Below are 23,498 nucleotides of genomic sequence, written 5' to 3'. Positions count from 1 at the left end.
ACTTGCTAGCCCTTGATGGCGCCTACCTCCGCCGTTAAAGGGCGGACTTTGTAAAGTTTGCAATTTTTACCCCCGCCCCAAAGCTTAATGAAATTGCAACCTTTTCCTATATCAAACATATATAAGGTTCATCTAACATTGAATTAAGCCCAAAAGGTTTTCTAATCGCTCCCCTCCAGAAAAACGATTTAACCTCGTCCCTCAGGGGCTTGTACACAGTTTCATTTCATGCAACAACAAGTCAAAGAGGAGTTTTACCATGCGTTACCTGCACAAAGCCCGCATCTGCTCTGGAATCATCGCCAGCTCACTGATTATCGGAGCCCTTCCAGCTACCGCCTATGCTGCACCCGTAGAAACGTCACTAAGCTGCAGCATAGACGCCGGAAGGTATGGAAAGACCGTTCAGGAAACAAAAACCACGTTCAATGTCACCCTCCCGGAGAAAGTTACAAAGGGAGAAACCTTTACAGCAAAAGTTAAGCTTTCCGACGTCTCCCTCCACAACAACTCTCTCAACAGGGTCGGCAGTGTCAAAATGGAGAAAAGCACGATCAATATCAATGTTGGAAACAACGTCAAACTTGTAGAAAATCAGCCCGGCGTCACCCTATCCAACGGAATCCTGACACTCTCCAACAAGCTAGTGGCATCCATCTCCCACGGCACACTCACCACCTCAGTGCCGGAACTTAGCATTAAACTCCAGGCCACTGGAGGTGACTCTGTGGTCTTCAAAACGACCAAAGATGCAACCTCAGGCACCGTCCGCGCCTACGTGTTCATCTTCAGCGCAACGGCAACATCTAGCTGCACCACCAAGCCGGACGTCCAACTCGCCTCGGCAACAGTGACCCCCAAGGGATAAATTTTGAGAGTTTTCACACGGGTGGGGATACGCCAAAGGAAACCTTGACCGTCCCCACCATCCCAAAACCTTGATATATGTGACACAAATACTTAAATTTATATAACTTTTCACTTGCCCAGGATTAAATGCAGTCTTAAGATAGGACTTACTTCTTAACGATGTCTTATTGAAGGGGCAGGCACTATGCATAATTCTCCTCGATCAGTCTCACGCCTTATTACGGTAGGCATAACTTCCGCTCTCTTTGCTAGCACTTTTAGCGCTGTAGCATCCGCAGAGTCTGCAACCTTGTCCAAAGAGCCGCTGAAAGCAAGCCCTGGACGCGCAGACACGGTGGGAGTGCAAACAACATGTAACGCCAAACCAATTTTCTTCGGCTATTACCGCACCTGGCGCGATAAGGCCATCCAGCTTAAGGACGACGACCCTTGGAAAGACAAGCTCCAGGTCAAGCTGACGGACATTCCCGAGCACGTCAATATGGTCTCGTTGTTCCCTGTGGAAGATAATCAGAAGAGCGATCAGCAATTCTGGGAAACCTTCCACAGGGAATACCAGCCCGAGCTCAAAAAACGCGGTACCCGAGTTGTTCGGACCGTCGGCGCGCAGTTGCTGCTCAATAAGATTAAAGATAAAAACCTCTACGGAAAGCATGTTGAAGACGACTACAAGTATCGGGAGATAGCACGCGATGTATATAACGAGTACGTCGTCAAACATAATCTTGATGGCTTAGACGTAGACATGGAACTCCGCCAGGTGGAGAAACAACTAAACCTCAAGTGGCAGCTGCGCAAAATCATGGGAGCGTTCTCCGAGCTCATGGGCCCCAAAGCCCCTGCAAATGAGGGGAAAAAGCCAGATCATGAGGGTTATAAGTACCTTATTTATGACACCTTTGATAATGCCCAGACATCACAGGTCGGGCTGGTCGCAGACCTAGTGGATTATGTCCTGGCTCAGACCTATAAGAAGGACACAAAAGAGAGCGTCACCCAGGTATGGAATGGCTTCCGAGACAAGATCAATTCCTGCCAGTTTATGGCTGGGTATGCCCACCCGGAGGAAAATGACACAAATCGATTCCTCACCGCAGTAGGAGAAGTGAATAAATCTGGCGCAATGCAGGTCGCAGAGTGGAAGCCAGAAGGCGGAGAAAAGGGCGGGACCTTCGCCTACGCCCTGGATAGGGACGGGCGCACCTACGATGGAGACGATTTCACCACACTCAAACCGACCGATTTTGCCTTTACCAAGCGCGCAATCGAGCTAACCACCGGCGAATCGTCTACAGACTTAGGAAAGCCAACTGGTTCTAGATAAACCAGTAGTTTTCCTTTCACAATTCCTATAACTCCCAACACCTAGAGGAGGACTCTATAGCAAATAACAAAAATAATCTCACGGGCGCATAACACAAGGCCCACCACTCGCACGCGAATATTGGGGATTCTGCAAGTGGTGGGCCTTTGCTATGTCTAGGAGCTCTTCCCGCGGCGCGGCTCCCACATCACCACTGCTGTGGAACGGGGAACATGCACGATCTCCCCACGGGGACGAGCGCCGTTTTGTTTTAGCTGATCCAGCTCTTCTCGCGCGGCCATGAGCTCATTGTGGAGCTTCTTGTTTTCCTTTTTCAGCTCAATGATCGCTTTAATCCCCGCCAGGTTAACGCCTTCTTCTTGGCTCAAACGCTGGACGGTTCGCAGTAGTTCTACGTCCGAGCGGGAGTACCTACGCCCACCGCCACGAGTACGTTGTGGGGTAACCAAACCGAGCCGATCATAGGTCCGCAGCGTCTGAGCGTGCATGCCAGATAGTTCGGCGGCCACGGAGATGACAAAGACCTCACCAAACTCAGGATCGCTTCTGCCTGCCATCCTTCATACCTCCTCCGTGTTATTTTCCGGCCCAACCAGCACGGGGGTCGAATCCAGAATCCTTCTCTGCCTGCGCATAAGCCCTCAGGGCACTAGCCTGCGCGGCGTCAAGGTTCTTGGGAACCTGGACTTGAACTTTGACCAGCAGGTCGCCGGCAGTGCCGTCTCGCTTAGGCACCCCTTTACCCCGAACCCGCAGCACGCGGCCATCGGGAGTTCCAGAAGGAATGCGAACTCTAACCGGAACATCCAGCGTGGGTACGGAGACTGTGTCTCCCAGCGCCAGTTCCGCGAAAGAGACAGGAACCGTTACCTCCAGATCGTCTCCGGAACGAGTAAACACTTTGTCATTGCGCACATGCACGGTAACAAAAAGGTCGCCGGCAGGCGTACCATTCGGCCCAGCCTCGCCCTGCCCTGCGAGTCGGACTTTCTGCCCGTCGATCACGCCTACGGGAATACGCACGGTGATAGATTTGGTCCTGCGCACTGTACCCGTGCCGTTGCAATCGGGGCAGGGGTCTGTGATTTCCTTACCCGTGCCTCCACAGTGCTTACACGGTGCGGAAAACCCGAAGGCCCCTCTGTTTTCTGAGGTAAATCCCGTGCCGTTGCAATGGCTACACGTAGTGGGAGCACCGCTTTGAGAGCCCGAACCATGGCATGTAGAACAGGGCGCATCGCCTGTAAGCTGCACTGGGATTGTGGTTCCCTTTGCAGCCTCACGGAAGTCCAGGGTTATTTGCGTTTCAACGTCCGCCCCCCGCGTCGGCCTAACTGTGCTGCGAGCACCACCGCCGCGGTTGAAAAGGCCACCGAAGATATCCCCCAGACCACCTTCTTGAGAGAAGCCTCCACCCGATCCAGATCGATTCCCGAAGATGTCTCCGAAGTCGAAGTTCTCCTGCGCCCGAAACCCGCCGGGGAATCCGGCGCCTCCGTTCTGTCCAAAGCCACGCATACCGCCGCTGGCGATCATGGCCTTGAACTCATCATATTCCTTGCGCTTGGCGTCATCGCCAACCACATCATAGGCTTCTGCGACCTGCTTGAAACGATCTTCCGCAGCTTTGTCGCCGGGATGAGAATCGGGATGGTTCTCGCGCGCTAACTTGCGGTACGCCTTTTTAATCTCAGACTCTGTTGCCTTCGAAGAGACCCCTAAGTCAGCGTAATAGTCTTTTTCAGCCCATTCGTTTTTCACAGCCATTGGGCATCTCCTCCTTTCAGGAACATCGTCTGAGACTGGGCTCTTCCGAGTTCGTAAATTTAACGATTTTCTTTATCTCACGCACAAAGGGCGCGGCAGGATTCTCTTGTGGAAAAGCCCCGCGCCCTCATATGCACTTTCCTCATTCTGCGGTTGGAACTACTCCGTAGGTTCCGCAGGATCTGCGATGATCACCATCGCGGTGCGAAGCAAACGGTCGCCCATCTGATAGCCGCGGCGCAGAACCGTTCCCAAGACTTTCTCATCACCGGACGAGAGATCCTGGACGGCCTCGTGACGCTCAGCGTCAAAGGCGTCGCCTTCCTCACCAAAAGGAGTGACCTTCAGTCCCTCGACCACGCCGACGAACTTGTCGCGGAAAGCTTTCAGAGGACCTTCTGCAAGATCACCGTGCTTCTCCGCGAGATCAAGATCGTCGAGTACCGGGAGCAGCTGCGTGATCACCTGAGCTTTGGCAGCCTCCACGCCGACCTGACGCTCGCGCTCAGTGCGACGACGATAATTCGCGTACTCTGCGCTCACCCGCTGGAGGTCCTCAGTCCTCTCAGCGAGCTGTTCCTCTAGCGTAGGCTCGGCAGCTTGTTCAGCCACCTCGGCGTCGATATCAGCAAGGGCTTCTTCGAGATCGGCTTCCAACATGGGGTCGATTTCCGGCTCAAAGTTGTCCTGATCTGCACGTTCTGCTTCCTCAGCAGCCGCCTCTGCGCGTTCCGCAGAGGTTGCCTCTGGGTCTGTGTGCTCGGGATCGCCCGGATTATCGGGCATACCGTTGGATTGGGTCACTTCTTCTCTTCCTCCTCGTCCACAACCTCAGCGTCAACGACATTCGGGTCGGCCTTGGTGGCAGCGTCGGCAGCCCCTGCGTTAGCAGCCTCTGCCTCGTAGATTGCCTTACCCATCTCCTGAGACTCGGTAGACAGCTTCTCCACGGCAGTCTTGATGGCCTCGATGTCATCACCCTTAAGAGCCTCATCAACAGCGTCGGCAGCTGCAATGACCTTGCTCTTCAGGTCTTCAGAAACCTTCTCGCCGTTCTCCTCCAAGAACTTGCGGGTCTGGTATGCCATGGTCTCAGCGGAGTTGCGAGTTTCCTGCTCCTCGCGACGCTTCTTGTCTTCCTCTGCGTGCTGCTCTGCATCCTTGACCATGCGATCGATCTCTTCCTGAGACAGACCGGAACCGTCCTGGATCTTGATGGTGTTTTCCTTACCAGTGCCCTTATCCTTAGCGGATACGGAGACAATGCCGTTAGCGTCGATGTCAAAGGTGACCTCGATCTGTGGGATGCCACGAGGAGCAGGAGCGATGCCTCCGAGCTCGAAGGAACCCAGCAGCTTGTTGTGAGCCGCGATCTCTCGCTCGCCCTGGAACACCTGAATCTGAACGGAAGGCTGGTTGTCCTCAGCCGTGGTAAAGGTCTCAGAACGCTTGGTCGGGATGGTGGTGTTGCGCTCGATCAGCTTGGTCATCACGCCACCCTTGGTCTCAATACCCAAGGAGAGCGGGGTGACGTCTAGAAGCAAGACGTCTTTAACCTCGCCGCGCAAAACGCCAGCCTGAAGTGCAGCACCTACGGCCACGACCTCGTCCGGGTTAACACCCTTGTTAGGCTCGCGCCCACCGGTGAGTTCCTTCACCAACTCAGAGACAGCCGGCATACGCGTGGAACCACCGACCAGCACAACGTGATCAATCTCAGAGACAGACACACCTGCGTCCTTGATTACCTGGTTGAACGGCGCCTTGGTGCGATCAAGCAGATCCTGGGTGATGCGCTGGAACTCGGTGCGAGACAGGGTCTCATCCAAGAACAGCGGGTTCTTGTCTGCATCGACGGTGATGTACGGAAGGTTAATGGTCGCGGACTGAGAAGAAGATAGCTCGATCTTTGTCTTCTCAGCTGCCTCGCGGAGGCGCTGCATGGCCATCTTGTCCTTGGACAGGTCCACGCCATTGCTGCTCTTGAACTTGTCTACGAGCCACTCAACCACGCGGTTGTCCCAGTCATCGCCACCGAGCTCGTTATCACCAGCGGTTGCGCGAACCTCAACAACACCGTCGCCGATCTCCAGGAGGGAGACGTCGAACGTGCCGCCACCAAGGTCGAAGACCAGGATGGTCTGCTCTTTCTCGCCCTTTTCCAGGCCATAAGCCAGGGCAGCTGCGGTGGGCTCGTTGACAATACGCAGAACGTTCAGTCCTGCGATCTGGCCAGCCTCCTTGGTTGCCTGACGCTGAGCATCGGAGAAGTACGCGGGGACCGTAATCACTGCATCGGTGACCTCATCGCCCAAGTAGGACTCCGCGTCCCTCTTCAACTTCATCAAAGTACGAGCAGAAATTTCCTGTGGGGTGTACTTCTTGCCATCGATATCCACAGTCCAATCGGTACCAATGTGGCGCTTAACGGATCGAATGGTGCGGTCAACGTTAGTCACGGCCTGGTTCTTGGCGGACTGGCCGACCAAAACCTCACCGTTTTTAGCAAAAGCGACCACCGAAGGGGTGGTGCGAGAGCCCTCAGAGTTGGCGATAACCTGAGCCTCGCCACCCTCCAGTACAGAAACCACCGAGTTGGTGGTACCGAGATCAATTCCTACTGCGCGTCCCATGTGATGTCCTCCTGGGTGTTTGGTTGTATTTTTAACGTTTTACCTAAAGTTGACTGACGTCGACTCAATTTTACGGGACCGTCCAACTACAAGTGAAGAACTTACCAGATATCTTGAGCGCGTGTCACTCAACCTGACACTATCCATAACGACATCTCACGCAAAGTTGTTCCCACTAGACTCAATTTTTTTAAAATCTTCTATTTCCGCAGGTAAATACAAGCAAAAACCCGCGGCGGGCGCTTCATTGAATAAAGCATCCACCGCGGGTTGCGCTCACTGCGCTAGCTATAACTACTCGTTGCGACGTCGCCAAGCATAGATACCGCCGGCGATGAGCAGCAGAACAACGGGAATGATGGTAAAGAGCTTACGACCGCCTCGGCCGGTCAACGGCAGCTCACCAGTTTTCACGTTGGCCACCTGAATCACCCACGCGCTTGTCGGATCATTATCATCCTTGCGCTTTACAGTGATCAGACCTGAATCGCTAGCCTGCGGCTCCAGAGTAAACCGCAGATCTCCCGACTGTTCCCCAGTAGGCGTCACGTTGAACCTCCAAGATTGCGGAAGCAACTGAGCGCCCTCACCAGGTGTGGTCTCTACAAGGTAATAGCTGCCAGGAGCAAGAGAGATAGGCTTCTGGGATTCAGGAGCAATATCCGTGAATAAAGGTTCGCCTGCAGGACGATCGCCTTCTGCACGGAAAATCGAGAATCGCGATCCCTTCAACGGCTCACCCTTAGCGTCCACCTTCTCAATCAAGATTGAGCCTTCGGTGCGGTACAGGCTGTTGATGTAGATAACATCTCCGCCCTGCTCAGCGTTGAGCTCAACCTCACCATTAGGAGCGATGGGTGTGCGCTTTGACTTAGCAATCTGCTGTTCAAGGGATTCATCCGCTTGCTCTGTAGGAGTAGCCTCAAACAACTGGGTTGTGCTTTGTTCTAGTCGCAGGCCCTTGCTAGCCAGCAACGCCCGCTGCTCTTCCGTTAGCTCCTCCGAAATCCAGCAGCGAGTGCCAGTGGGAGCGCCCGGTGCAACCCAGCTCTGTCCGTGGCCAATGTCAAAGGTGCCTTTCACAGTCTGGGAACCAGTAGGCGAGGTGGCCCCGGCGCGGAAGGCTTCCGGCACAGGCTGTGTGGGGAGCAGCGGCAGCTCGCAACGGTAGGTGAAGTGGAATTGAGGGTTATCGCCCAAAGCGCCTTCAGGCCCCTCAAGATGCTTCTGCACGGAGAACGCCATGGTGTTCATCCAATAGCTATTCTCAAACACCACGTCTGTCACGTTGTCTGTTTCCAGGTCTACCGGCTTGATAGTAACCGACCCTGGCTTGTCCAAGAAGACTTCATCGTTACGCGACGCATAGACACGATGCGATGACTGCACGCTGTCGGCAAACTCCGCGGGAACCTTATCGGAGGTGTCCTCAGTAAGCTCGCACTCCACGGATACCGGAAGGCGCTTGCCGTCTTTATCCAGAATCTCTATCAGTTTCCCATCCGCGGGAACCCGCAAAGACCCCTCGTAGACCTGATCAGTAAGTTGATCCTCGCAGCGCCAAGAAACTCCAAAGGTCTCTTTATTGGTGAGGTACTCGTTAACATTTCCCTGCTGGTTGCCCACGTATTTAGTGGCCACGCGCAGCTGCGCACGCTTACGCACGTAGTCGTTTTTCACCGTCACGTTTTGGGTTGAGTTGGGCTCACCAGCGATCTTAAAGGTGCCGGTAGCACCAGCCGTATCCGTGAGAGGCGTCTCTAGCTTTGCACCTTCAAAGGAAACATTTACGTCTGCGTCATAACGATTGATCTGTTCCTCCGTGATAAGGCACGACCACCCCACGGGAATCTCTACAGGCGTTTGCTCCTGAGTATCCGCAACGTTAAATAGTCCGTTTCCGGCGCCTTTAATGGTTCGCTGCGCGGTGATCGCACGCTCACTATGTGGGTCTTTACACACCAGGTTGAACACAAAGTCCTCGTCAGAAGCTAGGGCCGGCCCGTCTCCCGTGAGCTGTTTGGTCACCTGAACTTTAAGCCGATCAGCAGTATAGGAATTCCACAGGACAAGGGTGCCCTGGAAATTCGGCTCTGCGCCGCTGGAGTTCTCAGTCTCACTGATCTTTATCACTGCCGAGTTCTGCCCTGGAGCACTCTCGCAGTTCTCCGCCAAAGTACATGAGGTTTCAGTTCCGTTACCGTCTTGGTCTTCCGTCACTGCCCACGTAAGCGCAAGCTTGTGGTTGGGTAGCTGTGCATTATCAAGGTCCTCCGACACCTGGCATTCAGTGCCTATCGGGAGGTTATCTACCTTATGGTCGCTTCCCGGTTCAAAGCGAGCAATGCTCATCTTCCCTTCGCGCAACACTTTCCCGCGATAAGTACAGGTATAGGAGAGGTTGAACTTTCGGTCTTTGTCAATTTCCGTGATGCCGTCTCCGCCTACCTTTTTGCGTAGATTAAAGCTTCCGGTCTTCACCTTATAGTTGTTCATCACAGTGCCCGTGGTGTCACCTGCGATCTTATCCACGCTAATGGTGTCTGACTTTTCACCATCCAGCCGACCGGCGCCCTCAAGGCTGAGGGTAGGGCCTTCCAGGCCGTCTATCTCCACCGTGCTCTCAGTAAAGGAACATGAGGCGTTCACGGGGACTTCCACCTCAATGGATTCTCCCCTACCAATCTGCGCCGTGCTTTGGAGCAGCTCCTTGCCGCCACGGCTACAGGTGTATGAGAATTGGAACTTGGTGTCTGCAAAGAGTCCACTAATAATATCCTCGGGGACTTGCTGACCATTGCCCTGATACGTGGCGTTGACCTTTTTGTTCAGGGTCAGCTTTGCCATGGCAGGCTTGTACTCATTGCGGACGTCAATAGTGGCGGCTTGGCCCACTTCCGGGATGGTAAACGTCATTACTTTGCCGGTCACGCTCTTGTCCACGCCCTCCATGGAGGTTGACTCAATAACCTCTTGCGAGTGCTGCGTATCCCGCTCAGTCAATGTACATTCAGCGCCTACCTTGATGCCGCTGATCACTTCTTCTGCCTCAGCCTTAAGGGAGAAGCTCTTGTTTGTGCCGTCGGTGCATGTCAAATCAAAGTTAAAGGTCTTAGGAACGTATGCATCTAGATCCTCCACGTCCTCTTTAAGAACAGCGACTTTCTTGGAGATGGTGAGGTCGCCGTTAGGGGTGGAGAATACGTTCTTGAGGTCTACAGACGTCCCCTCCTTAGACTTCACAGTGGCCACGTTGGTGCTGAAGTCCTTCTCCAGCTCCACGCCGTCTGGGACCTCATAGTCAGTCTTCCGTGAGGGAACATTCCGTGCCCACGGGGAAGTTGCCTAAGGTCTTAGTCTCTCCGTCAGTCAACGTGACCTCAACGGAACGCGGAGAGGCTTCCATAGGCACAACGCACTGCGCTTTAACTTTGAAAGGACCGGCCTTGAGCTCTGCGTGCTTTGTAACGTCCAGCACCTGGCTCACGTCAACAGACTTTTTAATCGTGATGGGTCCTTGATCCCTCACAAACTCATTAGTCATCGACGCAGTACGCGGCGCTTCATTAGCCGGCCCCACGGTCACTTGAGCATCAGCAGCCTTTTTCACCGTAGCGTTTTCTACCGTAACGTCACGCTCGCTTACGCTGCATGTAGAGGCCACCGGGATGCCGTCGACACGCACAGACCGACCGCCCGCGATCTTAATGCCTTCTTTTTTGAAGACTTCTAGGCCTTCCCTGCGGCACACTGCATCAAAAATAAACTCGTGTTCGCGGCCCAGGTCAGAGTCTTTTCCGCCCACCTTCTTCTCAATAATTATTGATCCGCGCTCGGGCTCGTAGTTGTTTACCGCCTTTACCTGCGGGTCGGCAGAGTCGTCGGGATTCAGCCAGAAATAGTTGCCCTGGCACTTCTTCAGGCCAGAAACATCTTCGCCCGCGTTCACGCACACGTTTGATTGCCATGAAGGCTTAAGATCATAGCCCTTGATAGCAATGGGGTTCTCTGGTGTTCCTTCCTCAATAAAGGCACACTCAGTGCCAACTGGCAGCGGCCCGATGGTGGTCTCCCCGTCCAGCGGAATAGTGGCCACGCCATTTGCCACGTACAGAGGCTGATCCTTACCACCGTTTTCTGGCCGCTGGGAGCGATCCGGGATATAACGGCACGTGTACTTCACCGGATAGTTCTTGGGCAGCAGAGAGGCCGGAATTTTATCGCGGTTAGCAATCTGCTTGGAGAGCTTGATTGTCCGCATAACCGGCTCATACGTATTTTTGGCTACTACAGCGACCTGCCCCTTGTCCTCGTATGCTTTCTTCCCCACAACGAATTCAATCTTGCGGTCGTTTCCGCTTGTCGACGCTCCGTTTGCCGACTCCACGTTATCTGTAGTCCATGTCGTCTTTAACGTGTAGAGCTTCTGATCAACCTGAGGTTGTGACTCTTCCACCACGCACTTTGTGCCAAGCGGCAGCTTGCCGATCTGCCGACGCTCGCCGGAGATGAGCCCTTTCTCCTCTTTCTTTGCGACTTCCTTATCCTTATAGGTGCAGGTGTAACTGAGGTCAAAAGTGCGTCCCTTGACTGTCGGGGACAGCACCGAATTAGGAGTGACCACGTCCTTGCCTATCTCTCTCTACCGGGACCTTGGGCACGTTGGAGAAGGTACAGGAGATGATTTTCGCCGGGTCGAGGGTTATTTGCACCCCGTCTTTTGTCTTCTTGCTCTCAATACTCGTGGATTCCTTACCGGCTTGGAAGGCCTTACACGTAACTGCGCCTTTGCCTTCCTCCACCAGCTGGAAATCATCTTGTTGTTTTTCAGTGATAGTTGCTTGTGGTTTTTCTTGGCTAAAGTCCCCTACTGCGATAGCCGCAACACCACGGTCATTGGTTACCAGTTCTTTCTTGGTGTTCCCGGCCTCCAGATCAAAGTGCCATCCATCACCCGGCTCTATAACGGAACCATCCCCGTCCACAATTTCTTTGTTCACAAGCAAACAGCCAGTGACAAAGTTTTTTTGCAGATCGGTCACCAATCTCTCATAATCAGGAGAAATAATTGTTTTTTCAGGTGCAGTCGCAATCTTGCGCAGTATTTCCTCTGCCGTTAACTGGCGTGCGACTCGCCAGTAGCCTTTGTAGTAATAATCATAGTAATTACTTGGCTCGAAAATATTCTGCGGCCTCTTATCCTGGATATCCGACCCCACTCCGATGGGTATGAGCTGCGTTTTGCTCTTTACAAATCTCTCTTTTTGTTCTACCGCGTTATCTATTTCCGATTGCTCTGTCGTATTTCCCCAAAAATTCCTACCGTTCCTATCAAAAGTCGGCTTGCCATCAGTTATAAAGTAAACGGTGTCATAATGAGTACCAGCCTCAATGTCATCTGCGACCTGGCCTAATCCTTGATCCCAGTTGGTAGCACCAAATCTATCGCCAGGGAGAAAAAGCGAATCAATCCGTCCCCTAAGCTTCTTCACGTCCTCGGGATCCCGCAAGGACATCGACTTCAGGTTCTGATTCCCTGCTCCATACGCAGGGGCCGCGCTGGCAAAGGTATACAGGCTAAAAACGTATGGCGCTCCTTCCAAGGAGTTCACCATTTCCCGCAGCGTCTTCTTCTGATTATCAAGGTCTGCTTGGCTCAAAGAATTGGAGAGGTCTACAACAAAGGCAACGGTGGCGCCACACTTATTCAGGTCAAGGTCAGGGTTCTGGGGAGCCGGCTGCGCTGGAGTCGGTCGCACTAGCGGCGGCTGGACAGCAACTTGATCTGCTTGTGCCGCCGGTTCCTCGCTGAGCGGAAACGTCAGGGCCGCGACCATGATCGCTAGCACGGCTGCGACTGCCAACATGTGGCGAGTCAGCCACCGGAGCTGTTTTTCAAAGTAACGATCATGACTACTCGTCATCCCCTCGGTTGTTTTTCTTGTTCCACATCACGGCGCCAAATCCCAGGGCTGCTAAGAGGAGCCCCAAGAGCGCAACACCTATGACCGATGCACCTGTTCGCGCTAATGGCGAGGTATTGGGCTTTTGTTTGTCATCTTTGCCCGGTTTATCCGGGCCAGGGCTTGGCGTAGCCGGGGTGGTTGTGGCTGGTTGCGGAGGTTGTGGTGTTTTTGAAGGAAGTGGAGGAATCGTTGGGTCCTACCACGGGACCGTCGGCTCGCTCTCTTCTTTGTGCTTGGGCTTGGGATGAACAAGAAGATCGTAGTTCCATTCACCAGTCTCAGCTGAGGAAGGTAGTGGAACTACAAAGGGCTCAAATCCTCGATCGGATCCTTTAACGGGCTGGACCTTATATAAGCCAATGGGCAAGGCGTCGAATCGCACCCGACCGCTGCTGTCCGTCTTTGCTTGCCATGACTGAGATTCTGGCTGTTTCAGTGCCTCTGCCACAGATAACTTGGAGCCAGCCAGCCAGCCTTCCTGCGTGGTTAGGTCGATTCCGTCGATACGGGCGATCCTCACGGGGATTCCGGAGAGTGTGTCCCTTGCAGTCGGAGAATTCTTAAATTCAATGCTCAGGCTCGCGGTACGGGTGGGGTCGATAGTCGCTGCTTGGACAGAGTCCACCGATACTGCGGGGCGGGCAAAGGCTGCCGGTGAGGAGAACAGAACTGCCGTACCTATCACGGCAACCACAGCTAGCCGTATACGCGCTAGTTTATTTTGTTTTACCATTAGCTTAAACTCTCTCGTTTTCTTTATTTCCAGCCCGTCTGCGCAGGTAGATCACTAAAACCACAGCCACGATTGCAAGGGCGGCAAGAATTCTCCACGCCATCCAGCCTTCCCAGCGAACAGCAGACTGCGGCAGATTTTCTTCGCTGGTCTCCACGCGTTCCGCATGCACGAGTAAACGATGAGTGTTAATTGCATAGGGAGTACACGTGATCAGGGTGAGGAGGTCTTTTCCTTTTTGTGCCCTTAAACTCTCAATCTCGCTCGGGAGCACAACCTCTGTGTCAGTTACTTTGTAGGTGAGGACTTTGCCCACGGTGTCCACATAGACCATGTCTCCAACCTGTACTTTTTCCAGGTTGTCAAACATTGTGGCCTCGGCCAGACCAGAATGTCCGGTGATCACCGCATGAGTGTTCTCGCCGCCCACGGGCAGCGAAGATCCATAGATATGCCCTAGTCCTTTATCCAAGGCTTCATCGTCAGTACCGTGAAACACTGGGAGCGTGGTTGTGATCGAGGGAATAGAGACCACAGACATAACAGCATCATCCGTGCCCGGCGCGTTGAGCTGCGCCATATATTCTCGGTACAGTCCGCTGTCTTTGGAGACTCTGGATAGCCAAGGATCTAATATCGGGATGCGCGCCAGGCGTTCGTTATAGCTTTGGGCTTGAGCGATCCAGCGTTCCCTATCCGCATCAGACACACCTTTTTGCACATCAATATATTTTTGAGCCTCTCGGGCATGGGAAGCATTGTGCATGTATGCTGCGGCTACTGGATAAAGAAGAGTAATGACCCCCACGATCACCAACACCAGAGAAATCATGACCGGCTTGTTTAGCGTCTTACTGAGGTTTTCCTTCATAAAAGGCACCCACTCTCCTCACCTCTTTCGATTGCTTAAGCTCACGGCTTCACAATCAATCTCGATGTGCTTCAGACATGTTCTGTACTTTTAAAAGACCATGAGTGAAAGAGGAGCCATCGTATATTCCATAAGCCCCAGGACTCACGGAAGTACCACGCTACCTTCTTTAATTAAATTTATTTATAATAAATACTTTTAATGAGTTAAATGTTTATAAATGGCGTGAGCATTCGGGTAATATTCATACCTTTACCCCGCTGACCAACCCCTATAAAAAGAAATCATTTCGCCTAAGTATTTATTTTCATTTCAATGATTCTTAAATCTCCACAGCTGTGGCATGCTTGTTCTTGATGGATATGCATAAAAACCCCAATTCCCAACCCCCTGGAACAGCATCAGATCGCGACATTTCCGATCTTTTAAACTCCGCTGTTGAAGAATCAGAGCCGTTCGTGCCTCCTGCCAATGAGGCACCACGCAAAGATCGCGCAATCATCCTTGGAGCCGATGCACGGTGGGCTTCTGGCTGGGCGCTTCGCTTTATCATCGTGGTCATCGCCAGCGTCATGGCATGGCGAGGCCTAGCCACCATCTGGCAAGGCCTGCTACCCGTCATCTTGGCACTCCTATTGTGCACCGTCTTGTGGCCGCCAGTTCGATGGCTACGATCCAAAAAGGTTCCGCCAGCAACCGCTGTACTTATTGTGGCTATCGGATTCTTTGGCGCTATCGGCAGCATTTTCGCGGCAATGGCCCCCAGCGTCAGTTCCCAATCAAAAGACCTCGTAGATCGCGCCAATGAGGGCGTTCAGCGCGCGCTGCATTGGGCAGAACACGGACCACTGAACCTGGACACATCACAAGTCGACGGCTATATCCAAAATGTGACACAAGCTCTTCAGGAGCACTCACGCAATATTGCCAATGGCGTATTCTCTGGACTTACCACGGCATCCTCGATTCTTATCACAATTATCCTGATGCTTATCCTGTCCTTCTTCTTTCTCAAGGACGGCACGCGTTTCCTCCCCATGGTGCGCAGGGTCGCCGGCCCCAACTTGGGTTGGCATCTCACCGAGGTTCTCACGCGTATTTGGAATGTTCTCGCTGGGTTCATCCGAGCACAGGCCATCGTATCCCTGGTCGATGCCGTCCTCATCGGAATCGGTTTGCTCATCCTTAAGGTCCCGCTCGCGCTCGTCTTGGCGGTTCTGACCTTCTTTGGTGGCTTTATCCCTATCGTGGGAGCCTTCACCGCAGGCGCGCTTGCTGTGGTCATCGCTTTGGTCAGCAACGGCGTCTCCAACGCTATTTTTGCGCTTATCCTCATCATCACCGTCCAACAAATCGAAGGTCACATTCTGCAGCCTGTGCTGCAGTCCAGAGCAATGAACTTGCACGCAGCAGTAGTCTTGCTCTCCGTGACCATTGGTTCTGCGCTATTCAGCGTGGTGGGCGCATTCCTCGCAGTGCCAGTAGCGGCCACCTTGGCAGTGCTTATCCGTTACCATTCTGAGCTGGTCGCACTACGCGCAGGAGAAATAACGCTTGATGAGATCGAGCTAGCTACCGCCGAGGAAGCCACCCCGTCCATCAATGGCGAACAGGCTTGGGGCAATCTCAAAGATCAGCTAACCAAACTGAGTTTGAGAAAAACATCGAACGTGGTTATTAAAAAGGAAGAAGCTCCTTCAAACCCCGCGGACGACTAATAAAAAAGTGTGGCCCTGGTTCCTCGCCAGGGCCACACTTTTATTTACATCTGTTTCAACTGGTCCATCTCTAACACAGTGTCCACGCACGCCGCGAGCAGCCTGTGATCATGAGATATCAGCAGTACGCCCACTCCGTTATCAGCTTGTCGACGCAACAACGAGACCACGGCAGCGGTAGCAAGTGGATCCAGCATAGAGGTCGGCTCGTCGCAGATAAGGAATCTGGGAGCCTGCGCCAGAGCACGAGCGATGCAGGCACGCTGTAACTGTCCATCACTAACTTGGTGCGGCAGCCTATCCAGCAAGGTGGCGTCTACCAGTGCCTCATCAGCACATTCATCTACGCGCTCCGCAATCGATTTTTCGTCGAGTTTGCCGGCTATGCGTAGTGGTTCCGCAATGATGTCTCGCAGCTTCCACCGTGGAGAGCAGGCGTCCCGAGGCGACTGGTTGATAGTTGCGATATCCGGGTTGCGGTGGCCACGTTGTGTAGAAACCTCAGCAGAATCGATGAGGACCTTACCCGATGTGGGCCGCATCTTTCCGGCCAACAGACGAGCCAACGTTGTCTTTCCTGAGCCGGAAAGCCCTACCAGGCCAATCATCTGACCTGGATTAATATCAATGCTTACGTTCTTTAAAACAGGCGCATTTTTAGTAAACTCCACGGTCACCGCAGAGGCGCGAAGGTTGTGTGTGTTATCCACGCTCAAGTCCTTCCGTAACTTTTAACCCACCACTAGGTAGCGCTGCTAGCAGGGCGCGCGTGTACTCATGATCAGGCGTATGCAATACCTTGTCGGCGGGACCAGTTTCCATGATCTCGCCATCTCGCATCACGGAGACGGTGTCACAGATCTCGGATTCTCGCAGGTCCTCAATGTCATGGCTGATTATTAGGATTCCCACGCCCCGAGAATCTGCGATCTCTTTGAACAGCGCCAAAATATCGGAGGTTAGCTGTGGGTCCAATGCGCTGGTGGGCTCATCGGCAATGAGGTACGTTGGATTGCCAGCCAGAGCAGCCGCAATAGCTGCGCGTTGCGCCATGCCTCCAGAAAGCTGATGCGGGAAAAACTCCGCGCTTTCCTCTGGCAGATGAACTGTGCGCAGCAGATCCGATACGCTATAGGTTCCCTGGTGCCGGTCAATAATCTCTTGTAATTGAGTGCCCAAACGACGCACAGGTGTAAAAGATTGCGCTGCAGATTGCGGAACAAAACCGACCACGGTTCCCCGGATCTTAGAAAAGTCTTTCTCCCCCCAGGCCAGCGGCTTCCCAGCGACGCTCACGCGCCCTACGAGCTTGGAATACTGTGGAGCGATTCCCACGATTGACTTGCCTAAAGTAGTTTTGCCCGATCCCGAGGCCCCAATCAGACCATGAATAGAGCCGGCCTCTACATGCAAAGACGCGTCTTTGAGAATACGCTGCTGCGTGGCGTCTTTCCCATGGACTACAACGCTCACGTTGTGGACTTCCATGCCGTCGCTTGGCGCAACCACATCGGTTTCTACTTGTTCCTCTGTTTCGGTTACATCAACGTCGATAACAACTTCAGGCACTTTCCGTGCCAACGACACTGCGGAAAGCGTAGTGGTCAACAATACTGCGGCTGGGAATACTAGCGCCCACCAGGCACCGCGCATAATATCTTCACGGGCTAGATCCATGAGAGTACCCAAAGACGGTTCGTCCGCTTGGATGCCCAGTCCCAAGAATGACAACGCAGACTCGTGCCACACCGCGTGCGGCATCAGCATGATCATGGCAACCACAGCCTGGCCAGCTGCTGCGGGAGCTAAATGCCTAATAAGCACCCACTTGAAAGGCCCGCCAGCGGCATAAGAGGCATCCACATAATCGGAAGTTCGTACGGCTAGTACTGAAGAACGAACAATACGCGCGACCGGGGACCAGTGCGTTAACGCAATAGACAGCACAATTGCAATGAGCGATCCACGGAACAATGCGACGATGACCAGCGAGACCCGCAGGCTCTCCGCTGTGCGGACAAAAAGATCAAAGCCAAAGTGGTCAGTACCAAACAAATTAGTAGAGCTCGGAGGCTTCAGGGCCTTAGAAAAGCTCGGGCTTCCAGCGTCAAAAAAGACTGGAATCAATAATCCATACAGAACAACTCCGACAAAAACAGAGATGCTGATGCGAAGGTACTTGGCCCACTTTTGCACGTGCATTACCACGGGAGATTTAGCTTGTTTAGACATCGCTCACCCTCGGGTCGATAATCATGTAAGAAATGTCGCTGGCCAGTGAACCTAGCATCACCACGACCGTAGTGGCAGCCGTGGTAAAAGCCAGCAGCGGAAAGTCAACCGCAATCGCGGACTCTACGGTTGCTTGAGCCAGTCCCGGCCAAGAAAATACAGTCTCTACGATTACTGCTCCCACAACTAGTTCACCCAATCGCGCGCCGATCAGGGTGATCAAAGGCATCAATGACAATGGAAGCACGTGGCGCACCAGGATAGTTCTCTCGCTTAGCCCCCGTAACCGCGCATTAGCCACCGCTGGAGACTGCGAGGCTTCAAGCGTGGATTGCTGCATCGTAAGCAGCGGCCACGATAACTGCGAGATCGCCAGCACGATAGCAGGTGCAATCAGGTATGGCCCCACCGTGAGTAGGGATGGAACCTCGCCGATGCGTGAAGCCCCACCCACCGGGATGACGTGCAAAAACACTCCAAAAAAGAGAACTGCGGCAAGGGCATAAATATACGACGGAGTAGCTGCGACAAACACCCCGATTGCGTTAACAGCACGATCGACTACTCCGCCGGGACGACGAGCAGCCCATACACCCAAGATTGCGGCGATCAGCAGCATCAGGAGTAGACCAACCGAAGACAGCACGACCGTCCACGGCAACCGCTCCGAAATCACGTCCACGACCGACTTATTGTAAACGCGCGACCAACCCAGGTCACCGCGTAATACGTCAGCCCACCACTGCAGCCACTGCTGCCACCAGGGCTTATCCACCCCTAACGATACTGCGATTCGGGCGCGTTCATCATCCGTATAGTCGCCGTATTCCGCGCCTAGATAATGGGCAAGAGGATCAAACGGCGACAACGCCGCCAGAGCAAACATAATGAACGTAACTACGACCGTGGTAAAAGCGATAATCAGTAGGCGTAGCCCCACCATCGTGCCTATACCGTCGAGGTTGTCTCTTCTTCCAGGTAACAACACTGAAAAAGATCCTTCCTTAGAGAAACGCGTATAGCTCCGGTGCCAAACGCACGGAGCTATACGTCAAAAGATGGGACTATTTACTTGGTCCACTCGGCAACACGCCACCATGGTCCCCAGGTAACACCATGAATATGAGGCTCAAGAAGAGTCTCTGGCTTCTTCCACTTATTGGTCTTGCCTGCATAAACATGCTCAAGGTTAAGCAAGCACAGAGCCGAAGGATCCTCTATGTACATAGCCTGGGCCTTCTGCCACAGCTTATTGCGCTTAGCGGTATCTACCTCGCTGCGGGCTTCGTCGAGAAGCTTATTCAGCTCTTCAGAACCGTAGTTACCAGGGTTAGCCCACTTGCTGGTGGAAGGTGTGCGAGTGTGCAGATACTCATACGCCATGATGGTGACGTCATAAGGTGCCGACCCACCGCCGAGCACTGCTGCGGCTTCACCCAAAGCTGGTCCGATTTCATCCCATGTTCCGGCCTTGGTCTCAAAATCCAGGCCAAGCTTCTTCATCTGCGAAGAGAACTCAATAGCGATATCGCGGCGAGTAGTGTCGCTGGATGCGTAGTAGAGGGTGACGTGGAAAGGCTTTCCGTCTTTCTCACGCATGCCTGCAGCATTCTTCTTCCAGCCGGCCTCATCAAGAAGCTTCTCTGCCTTAGCTACTTCATAACCAAAGGTCTTCGATGGGTCGTGAGCGTCCCCGTACAGAGGAGAAATCAAAGTCTCCAAGGTGGTGCCGTAACCGCCAAGGGTACCGTCCACAAATGCCTGGCGATCCACCGCGAAGTTAAGAGCCTGGCGCACCCTGGTGTCTTCTAGCTCAGGAACCTTAGGGAAGGAAATTCCGCGCCAGTCAGCGGTCTTGGTAGAAACGATCTCGATGCCGTTCTTATCCTTCACCGAGTTAACCTGTGCTGGTGGAATGGCGGCGCCATCGACTTCTCCAGCGGCAACGCGCTGCGCACGCGCCGTGTCGTCGGCAGCAGTGGTCACTACGATCTCTTTAACCTGAGGAGCGCCACCCCAGTAATTCTCATTGGCTTTAAATACGACCTCATCGCCGCGGTTTTCTACCAAGGTGTAAGCGCCAGTGCCCACGGGCTTAGTATTCAGCTCAGCTTTGGTGATAGCGCCACCCGCCTTTAGCTGCTCAGAGGGAGCGATGGCGTAAAGCAGCCGGGAATTCATCTCTGCAAGTGGGTGATTTAACTTGAACACCACAGTGTAAGGGTCCTTGACCTCCACGTCTTTGATTACCTCATAGCGGGCCACAACCTGGGAACCTGCGTCGATATTACGGGCCATGTCATAGGAGGCCTTCACGTCTTGGGCATCAAAGTCCGAGCCGTCGCTGAACTTTACTCCCTCGCGCAGTTTCACCGTCCACTCAGTTGCATCGCCGTTGTGCTCCGGCATTGCAGAGGCCAAGGCAGGAACAAAGTTCGGGATCCTATCTGGACCTGCGGATTCTGGACGAAGCAAGCCGTCATAAACCGGGCTCACGCCTGTTTGACCATAGCCAGTCGCAGGGTGGAAACCATCGCCAGCACGAGCCGAGACGGGTACCCTTCTTCACCGCTCGCTTCTTTATGGCTAGGGTCGCCACAAGCCGCCAAAGCGCCTCCAGCAAGAGCCATCGATAAAAGTACTGCCCCACTACGCTTTGAACACAGCGCAAGGAACGAGGAGGAACGTCGCATAGAAAGATCTTTCCTAAGAGTGAAGGGTTAGGTATTACTTAGAAAGAACTATCAAGAAGTCAATTGAATTTCAATATCATCAACTCAGTTTTGACGTGCTCAGCGCCCGTTATATAACGCTACCACCAACTTTAGTTTTAGTGAGAAGAAACACAATAGATTTTTTATACTGTATATCTCACCAAATTCAACGCCCCCCCCACACTGCTCCTACAGGCCCCGCCTTATCCCCACACAGCGTTTAATACGAACACAGCCACGCCCGACACAAAGGCCGCAGCCGGAAGAGTAATCACCCAGGCCATCGCGATGGGCTTCATTAATCGCCAATTGGCGGCCTTGTTCACAATTCCAATACCTAGGATTGCACCAATCAGAATGTGAGTAGAGGAGACAGGAAGGCCAAGGACAGAGGCCCCCATCACCACAGCAGCCGCAGCCAACTCAGCAGAGAACCCGGATGCCGGATGCATCTCCGTTAGCCCTGACCCCACCGTATGAATCACGTAGCGCCCGATAAACCACAGGCCGGCAATCAACGCAACACCGCACGTAATCATCAGCGCGGTAGGAACCGCCGCCTTGCCGTTAATACTGTCGGTCCGCAGAGCATCAAGCACCGCAGAGAACGGACCGATCGCATTAGCGATGTCATTGGAACCGTGAGAGAAGGCGAATGCCGATGCTGTAAAAACCTGCATCCAGGAGAATATGACAAACGTTGCACGAGAAAGCTCTTGCTGCTTGAGAGTCCGAGAAAAAATCAAAACCGCCATCCACACAACGGCAGAGACCATTCCAAGGATCAGTACGTTCCCCAGCGTGCTGATGTGCAAGTTAAGATTTTTCAGCCCCTTAAAGAGCATCATGGCGCCGATCAGAGCCGCTCCACCCGCAGCGAGCAACGGCACCCAATTCTCAAGGGCCTGGTGAGTGTTGAGGTTATCGCGCCGATGATTAATACGGTAGAGGTCGCGATAGTACTCGGACTCTAGCTCGCTAGGGTCAAAATCGCGCTCCTGAATCAAGGCGGCGTCGCGCGTCATGGCATTTGTGTACGCGAGCTGCTGGATCTCATTCAACCGCTCAAAAGAGGCCTTGAAAGACTTATGCAGCTCAATGCGATCAGCCTTGATCTGGCGCAATTGCTCATCCGCGCCTTCGTTATAAACCAGGATGTGCTTTTTAATAAAGCCAAACAGCAGCCACGCAGCCAGCCCACCTAGCACGGGAGAAAGAACCCAGGACAATGCGATCTGGCCGATTTCCCCCCACTGCACCATCTCCCAGCCACCAAGGCCCTGACTAAAGCCCAGTACAAGGGAAGCTCCAACGATGCCGCCGATGATCGAGTGGGTTGTGGACACTGGCCATCCCATACGGGTAGCTAGCAATAACCACACCGCCGCCCCCAGAAGAGAGGCCATCATAATGAAGGCAAAGTGATGCGGGCTTAAATCTATAGCGTCAAGGTCTACGATCCCGGATTTAACCGTGTCAGTAACCTCACCACCAGCGAGAACCGCACCAGAAACCTCAAAGATGGCCGCAACGATTAGAGCCTGCTTCATAGTGAGGGTACCTGCCCCCACGGAAGTTCCAAAGGAATTGGCCACGTCATTGCCACCAATATTGAAGGCCATGAAAACGCCAAACAATATCGTGGTAATCAGAATGCCCTTGTTGGCCGTATCACCCACATAGCCGAATGACCACAGGGCAAAAACAAGCAGCGTGACTGCTAAAAGTCCACCAAACGTAAGATGCCACCATCGATCCGAACCTGCATCCTCAGTGGATGGTGTGGTCAGCATAACGCTGTCCGCCATTGTCGCTCTACTTTCTCGAGTCAGTCATTCTCTCCGATAGCCAACAGGATCAAGGTAAACAGAAAGTTAACCCCAACAGCACTTACTGCGATAAATACCTCCCGCGATACACCCACCCCTCCCCCAATAGACAATATGGTGTTAAAATTCAGTACCAACCTGTCTACTTGCGGTCCAGCCACAATCGCAGACAGCGTTTCACCATATAAAGCACAGCACGAGCAGAAAGGTAACCAGCAATGTTCTCTGCATTTCGCATCGCCGTCATCGGCGCTAACGCAACTGGTCTCTACGCCTCAGATCTGCTCCTGCAGTGTTCTCACGCGATCCACATCGACCTTATTAATGAGTCCCCCGTCCCCACTGGAATCAGTCCTTTTAGCCAAACGCCACAGCACCTACCACGGAGAATCCCTGACGCAGGATTTGCTTCCTCCATCCGGTTCATCGGAAACATCCATTCCAGCGCACTGGCAGAGACTCAGTTGGAGGACTATTACGATTCGGTCATTATCGCTGATTTTGCCGAGGCCACCGATGTGCACAATGCAGTCCTAGCAGCAATCTCTTCTCTCAGCGACTACTCACGCGAGGGGAAATATACAAAGAGAAAAGACTTGGTCGAATTCCTCAGCGAACGCGGGATTGTGCATACTCTCTGGGCCGATGCCTCGGCTCTACTGGCAGGTCGCGACTTGGATGCTTGGCGGCGCGCAGTCCATACTGCTCAAGGAGCTCCCGTCTGCTTCTGACTTAACTAATGCAAGCCACCGCTTGCTAGTTATCTGTCTACGGTAGCGATTACCTTAAGGTAGAAAGCAGACTCGTCCCATTTTAGCTGTTTCCCTCAAGGATCGTGATT

The 23,498-nt window shown here is 53.3% G+C and carries 17 protein-coding genes and 1 pseudogene; 4 read left to right on the top strand and 14 right to left on the bottom strand.

The genetic code is table 11. The features are described from left to right. Positions 1-259: 259 nt before the first annotated feature. Both CpATCC19410_RS03635 and CpATCC19410_RS03630 read left to right on the top strand, forming a co-directional pair. Positions 260-868 carry a hypothetical protein gene (locus tag CpATCC19410_RS03635; RefSeq protein ID WP_013242748.1) on the top strand — a complete coding sequence of 203 codons (609 nt, stop codon included), beginning with the start codon at positions 260-262 and terminating at the stop codon, positions 866-868. 186 nt (positions 869-1,054) lie between these two features. Further along, a complete protein-coding gene (locus CpATCC19410_RS03630) occupies positions 1,055-2,194 on the top strand; it encodes an endo-beta-N-acetylglucosaminidase (RefSeq protein ID WP_014522771.1) in 1,140 nt (379 codons plus the stop codon). Positions 2,195-2,349: 155 nt separating this feature from the next. Here the strand turns inward: CpATCC19410_RS03630 and CpATCC19410_RS03625 are convergent, their stop codons facing one another. The 9 genes from CpATCC19410_RS03625 to CpATCC19410_RS03595 all read right to left on the bottom strand — a co-directional run bounded on the left by CpATCC19410_RS03625 (position 2,350) and on the right by CpATCC19410_RS03595 (position 14,173). Beyond that, positions 2,350-2,751, bottom strand: a complete 402-nt coding sequence (locus tag CpATCC19410_RS03625) for a heat shock protein transcriptional repressor HspR (protein WP_013242750.1) — start codon at positions 2,749-2,751, stop codon at positions 2,350-2,352. 19 nt (positions 2,752-2,770) lie between these two features. Continuing rightward, on the bottom strand, positions 2,771-3,961 hold the full coding sequence (dnaJ, locus tag CpATCC19410_RS03620) for a molecular chaperone DnaJ (RefSeq protein WP_014300985.1): 1,191 nt from the start codon (positions 3,959-3,961) through the stop codon (positions 2,771-2,773). Between the two features lie 159 nt (positions 3,962-4,120). Continuing rightward, positions 4,121-4,765, bottom strand: coding sequence for a nucleotide exchange factor GrpE (gene grpE / locus CpATCC19410_RS03615; protein WP_013242752.1), 645 nt, complete (start codon positions 4,763-4,765; stop codon positions 4,121-4,123). Continuing rightward, positions 4,762-6,594 carry a molecular chaperone DnaK gene (dnaK, locus tag CpATCC19410_RS03610; protein ID WP_013242753.1) on the bottom strand — a complete coding sequence of 611 codons (1,833 nt, stop codon included), beginning with the start codon at positions 6,592-6,594 and terminating at the stop codon, positions 4,762-4,764. The genes grpE and dnaK overlap by 4 nt, the downstream gene beginning before the upstream one ends. Before the next feature lie 294 nt (positions 6,595-6,888). Next, positions 6,889-9,876 carry a DUF5979 domain-containing protein gene (locus CpATCC19410_RS10925; protein WP_013242755.1) on the bottom strand — a complete coding sequence of 996 codons (2,988 nt, stop codon included), beginning with the start codon at positions 9,874-9,876 and terminating at the stop codon, positions 6,889-6,891. A 19-nt stretch (positions 9,877-9,895) separates the two neighbouring features. Continuing rightward, positions 9,896-11,218, bottom strand: coding sequence for a DUF5979 domain-containing protein (locus CpATCC19410_RS10920; protein ID WP_013242756.1), 1,323 nt, complete (start codon positions 11,216-11,218; stop codon positions 9,896-9,898). After that, positions 11,205-12,518, bottom strand: coding sequence for a VWA domain-containing protein (locus CpATCC19410_RS10915; RefSeq protein WP_013242757.1), 1,314 nt, complete (start codon positions 12,516-12,518; stop codon positions 11,205-11,207). Before CpATCC19410_RS10915 ends, CpATCC19410_RS10920 begins: the two co-directional genes overlap by 14 nt. Before the next feature lie 238 nt (positions 12,519-12,756). Next, on the bottom strand, positions 12,757-13,293 hold the full coding sequence (locus CpATCC19410_RS03600) for an isopeptide-forming domain-containing protein (protein WP_014522900.1): 537 nt from the start codon (positions 13,291-13,293) through the stop codon (positions 12,757-12,759). A 4-nt stretch (positions 13,294-13,297) separates the two neighbouring features. After that, the gene (locus CpATCC19410_RS03595; protein ID WP_014300987.1) at positions 13,298-14,173 is read right to left on the bottom strand and encodes a class C sortase; all 876 of its coding nucleotides are present in this window, start codon (positions 14,171-14,173) and stop codon (positions 13,298-13,300) included. 347 nt (positions 14,174-14,520) lie between these two features. On the opposite strand from CpATCC19410_RS03595, the gene CpATCC19410_RS03590 reads away from it, so the two are divergent. Further along, a complete protein-coding gene (locus CpATCC19410_RS03590) occupies positions 14,521-15,882 on the top strand; it encodes an AI-2E family transporter (protein WP_013242760.1) in 1,362 nt (453 codons plus the stop codon). A 44-nt stretch (positions 15,883-15,926) separates the two neighbouring features. Here the strand turns inward: CpATCC19410_RS03590 and CpATCC19410_RS03585 are convergent, their stop codons facing one another. The 5 genes and pseudogenes from CpATCC19410_RS03585 to CpATCC19410_RS03565 form a co-directional block, all read right to left on the bottom strand. After that, complete coding sequence (locus tag CpATCC19410_RS03585; protein ID WP_013242761.1) at positions 15,927-16,592, bottom strand: ABC transporter ATP-binding protein; 666 nt, start codon at positions 16,590-16,592, stop codon at positions 15,927-15,929. After that, positions 16,585-18,114, bottom strand: a complete 1,530-nt coding sequence (locus CpATCC19410_RS03580; protein WP_014522480.1) for an ATP-binding cassette domain-containing protein — start codon at positions 18,112-18,114, stop codon at positions 16,585-16,587. Before CpATCC19410_RS03580 ends, CpATCC19410_RS03585 begins: the two co-directional genes overlap by 8 nt. Further along, positions 18,107-19,057, bottom strand: a complete 951-nt coding sequence (locus tag CpATCC19410_RS03575; protein WP_042437339.1) for an ABC transporter permease — start codon at positions 19,055-19,057, stop codon at positions 18,107-18,109. The genes CpATCC19410_RS03580 and CpATCC19410_RS03575 overlap by 8 nt, the downstream gene beginning before the upstream one ends. A 125-nt stretch (positions 19,058-19,182) precedes the next feature. Beyond that, positions 19,183-20,807, bottom strand: a pseudogene (locus CpATCC19410_RS03570) (ABC transporter substrate-binding protein). A 224-nt stretch (positions 20,808-21,031) separates the two neighbouring features. Next, positions 21,032-22,636 (bottom strand): inorganic phosphate transporter, encoded by a 1,605-nt coding sequence (locus tag CpATCC19410_RS03565; RefSeq protein ID WP_013242767.1) that lies wholly within the window; start codon positions 22,634-22,636, stop codon positions 21,032-21,034. A 239-nt stretch (positions 22,637-22,875) separates the two neighbouring features. Here CpATCC19410_RS03565 and CpATCC19410_RS03560 point away from each other — a divergent pair, with 239 nt between their 5' ends. Beyond that, positions 22,876-23,388 (top strand): hypothetical protein, encoded by a 513-nt coding sequence (locus CpATCC19410_RS03560; protein ID WP_013242768.1) that lies wholly within the window; start codon positions 22,876-22,878, stop codon positions 23,386-23,388. The last annotated feature ends 110 nt before the right edge of the window (positions 23,389-23,498 follow it).

It is taken from the genome of Corynebacterium pseudotuberculosis (assembly GCF_002155265.1).
Taxonomy (GTDB): Bacteria; Actinomycetota; Actinomycetes; order Mycobacteriales; family Mycobacteriaceae; genus Corynebacterium; species Corynebacterium pseudotuberculosis.
The sequence above is the reverse complement of the archived record's forward strand: the minus strand, read 5'-3'. Positions and strand labels throughout refer to the sequence as shown.

Bases quoted from the DNA above. Each gene is read 5' to 3' on its own strand.
- CpATCC19410_RS03635 (WP_013242748.1), top strand. From the start codon at position 260: ATGCGTTACCTGCACAAAGCCCGCATCTGCTCTGGAATCATCGCCAGC.
- CpATCC19410_RS03630 (WP_014522771.1), top strand. From the start codon at position 1,055: ATGCATAATTCTCCTCGATCAGTCTCACGCCTTATTACGGTAGGCATA.
- CpATCC19410_RS03625 (WP_013242750.1), bottom strand. From the start codon at position 2,751: ATGGCAGGCAGAAGCGATCCTGAGTTTGGTGAGGTCTTTGTCATCTCC.
- dnaJ (WP_014300985.1), bottom strand. From the start codon at position 3,961: ATGGCTGTGAAAAACGAATGGGCTGAAAAAGACTATTACGCTGACTTA.
- dnaK (WP_013242753.1), bottom strand. From the start codon at position 6,594: ATGGGACGCGCAGTAGGAATTGATCTCGGTACCACCAACTCGGTGGTT.
- CpATCC19410_RS10915 (WP_013242757.1), bottom strand. From the start codon at position 12,518: ATGACGAGTAGTCATGATCGTTACTTTGAAAAACAGCTCCGGTGGCTG.
- CpATCC19410_RS03600 (WP_014522900.1), bottom strand. From the start codon at position 13,293: ATGGTAAAACAAAATAAACTAGCGCGTATACGGCTAGCTGTGGTTGCC.
- CpATCC19410_RS03590 (WP_013242760.1), top strand. From the start codon at position 14,521: ATGGATATGCATAAAAACCCCAATTCCCAACCCCCTGGAACAGCATCA.
- CpATCC19410_RS03580 (WP_014522480.1), bottom strand. From the start codon at position 18,114: ATGTCTAAACAAGCTAAATCTCCCGTGGTAATGCACGTGCAAAAGTGG.
- CpATCC19410_RS03575 (WP_042437339.1), bottom strand. From the start codon at position 19,057: ATGGTGGGGCTACGCCTACTGATTATCGCTTTTACCACGGTCGTAGTT.
- CpATCC19410_RS03565 (WP_013242767.1), bottom strand. From the start codon at position 22,636: ATGGCGGACAGCGTTATGCTGACCACACCATCCACTGAGGATGCAGGT.
- CpATCC19410_RS03560 (WP_013242768.1), top strand. From the start codon at position 22,876: ATGTTCTCTGCATTTCGCATCGCCGTCATCGGCGCTAACGCAACTGGT.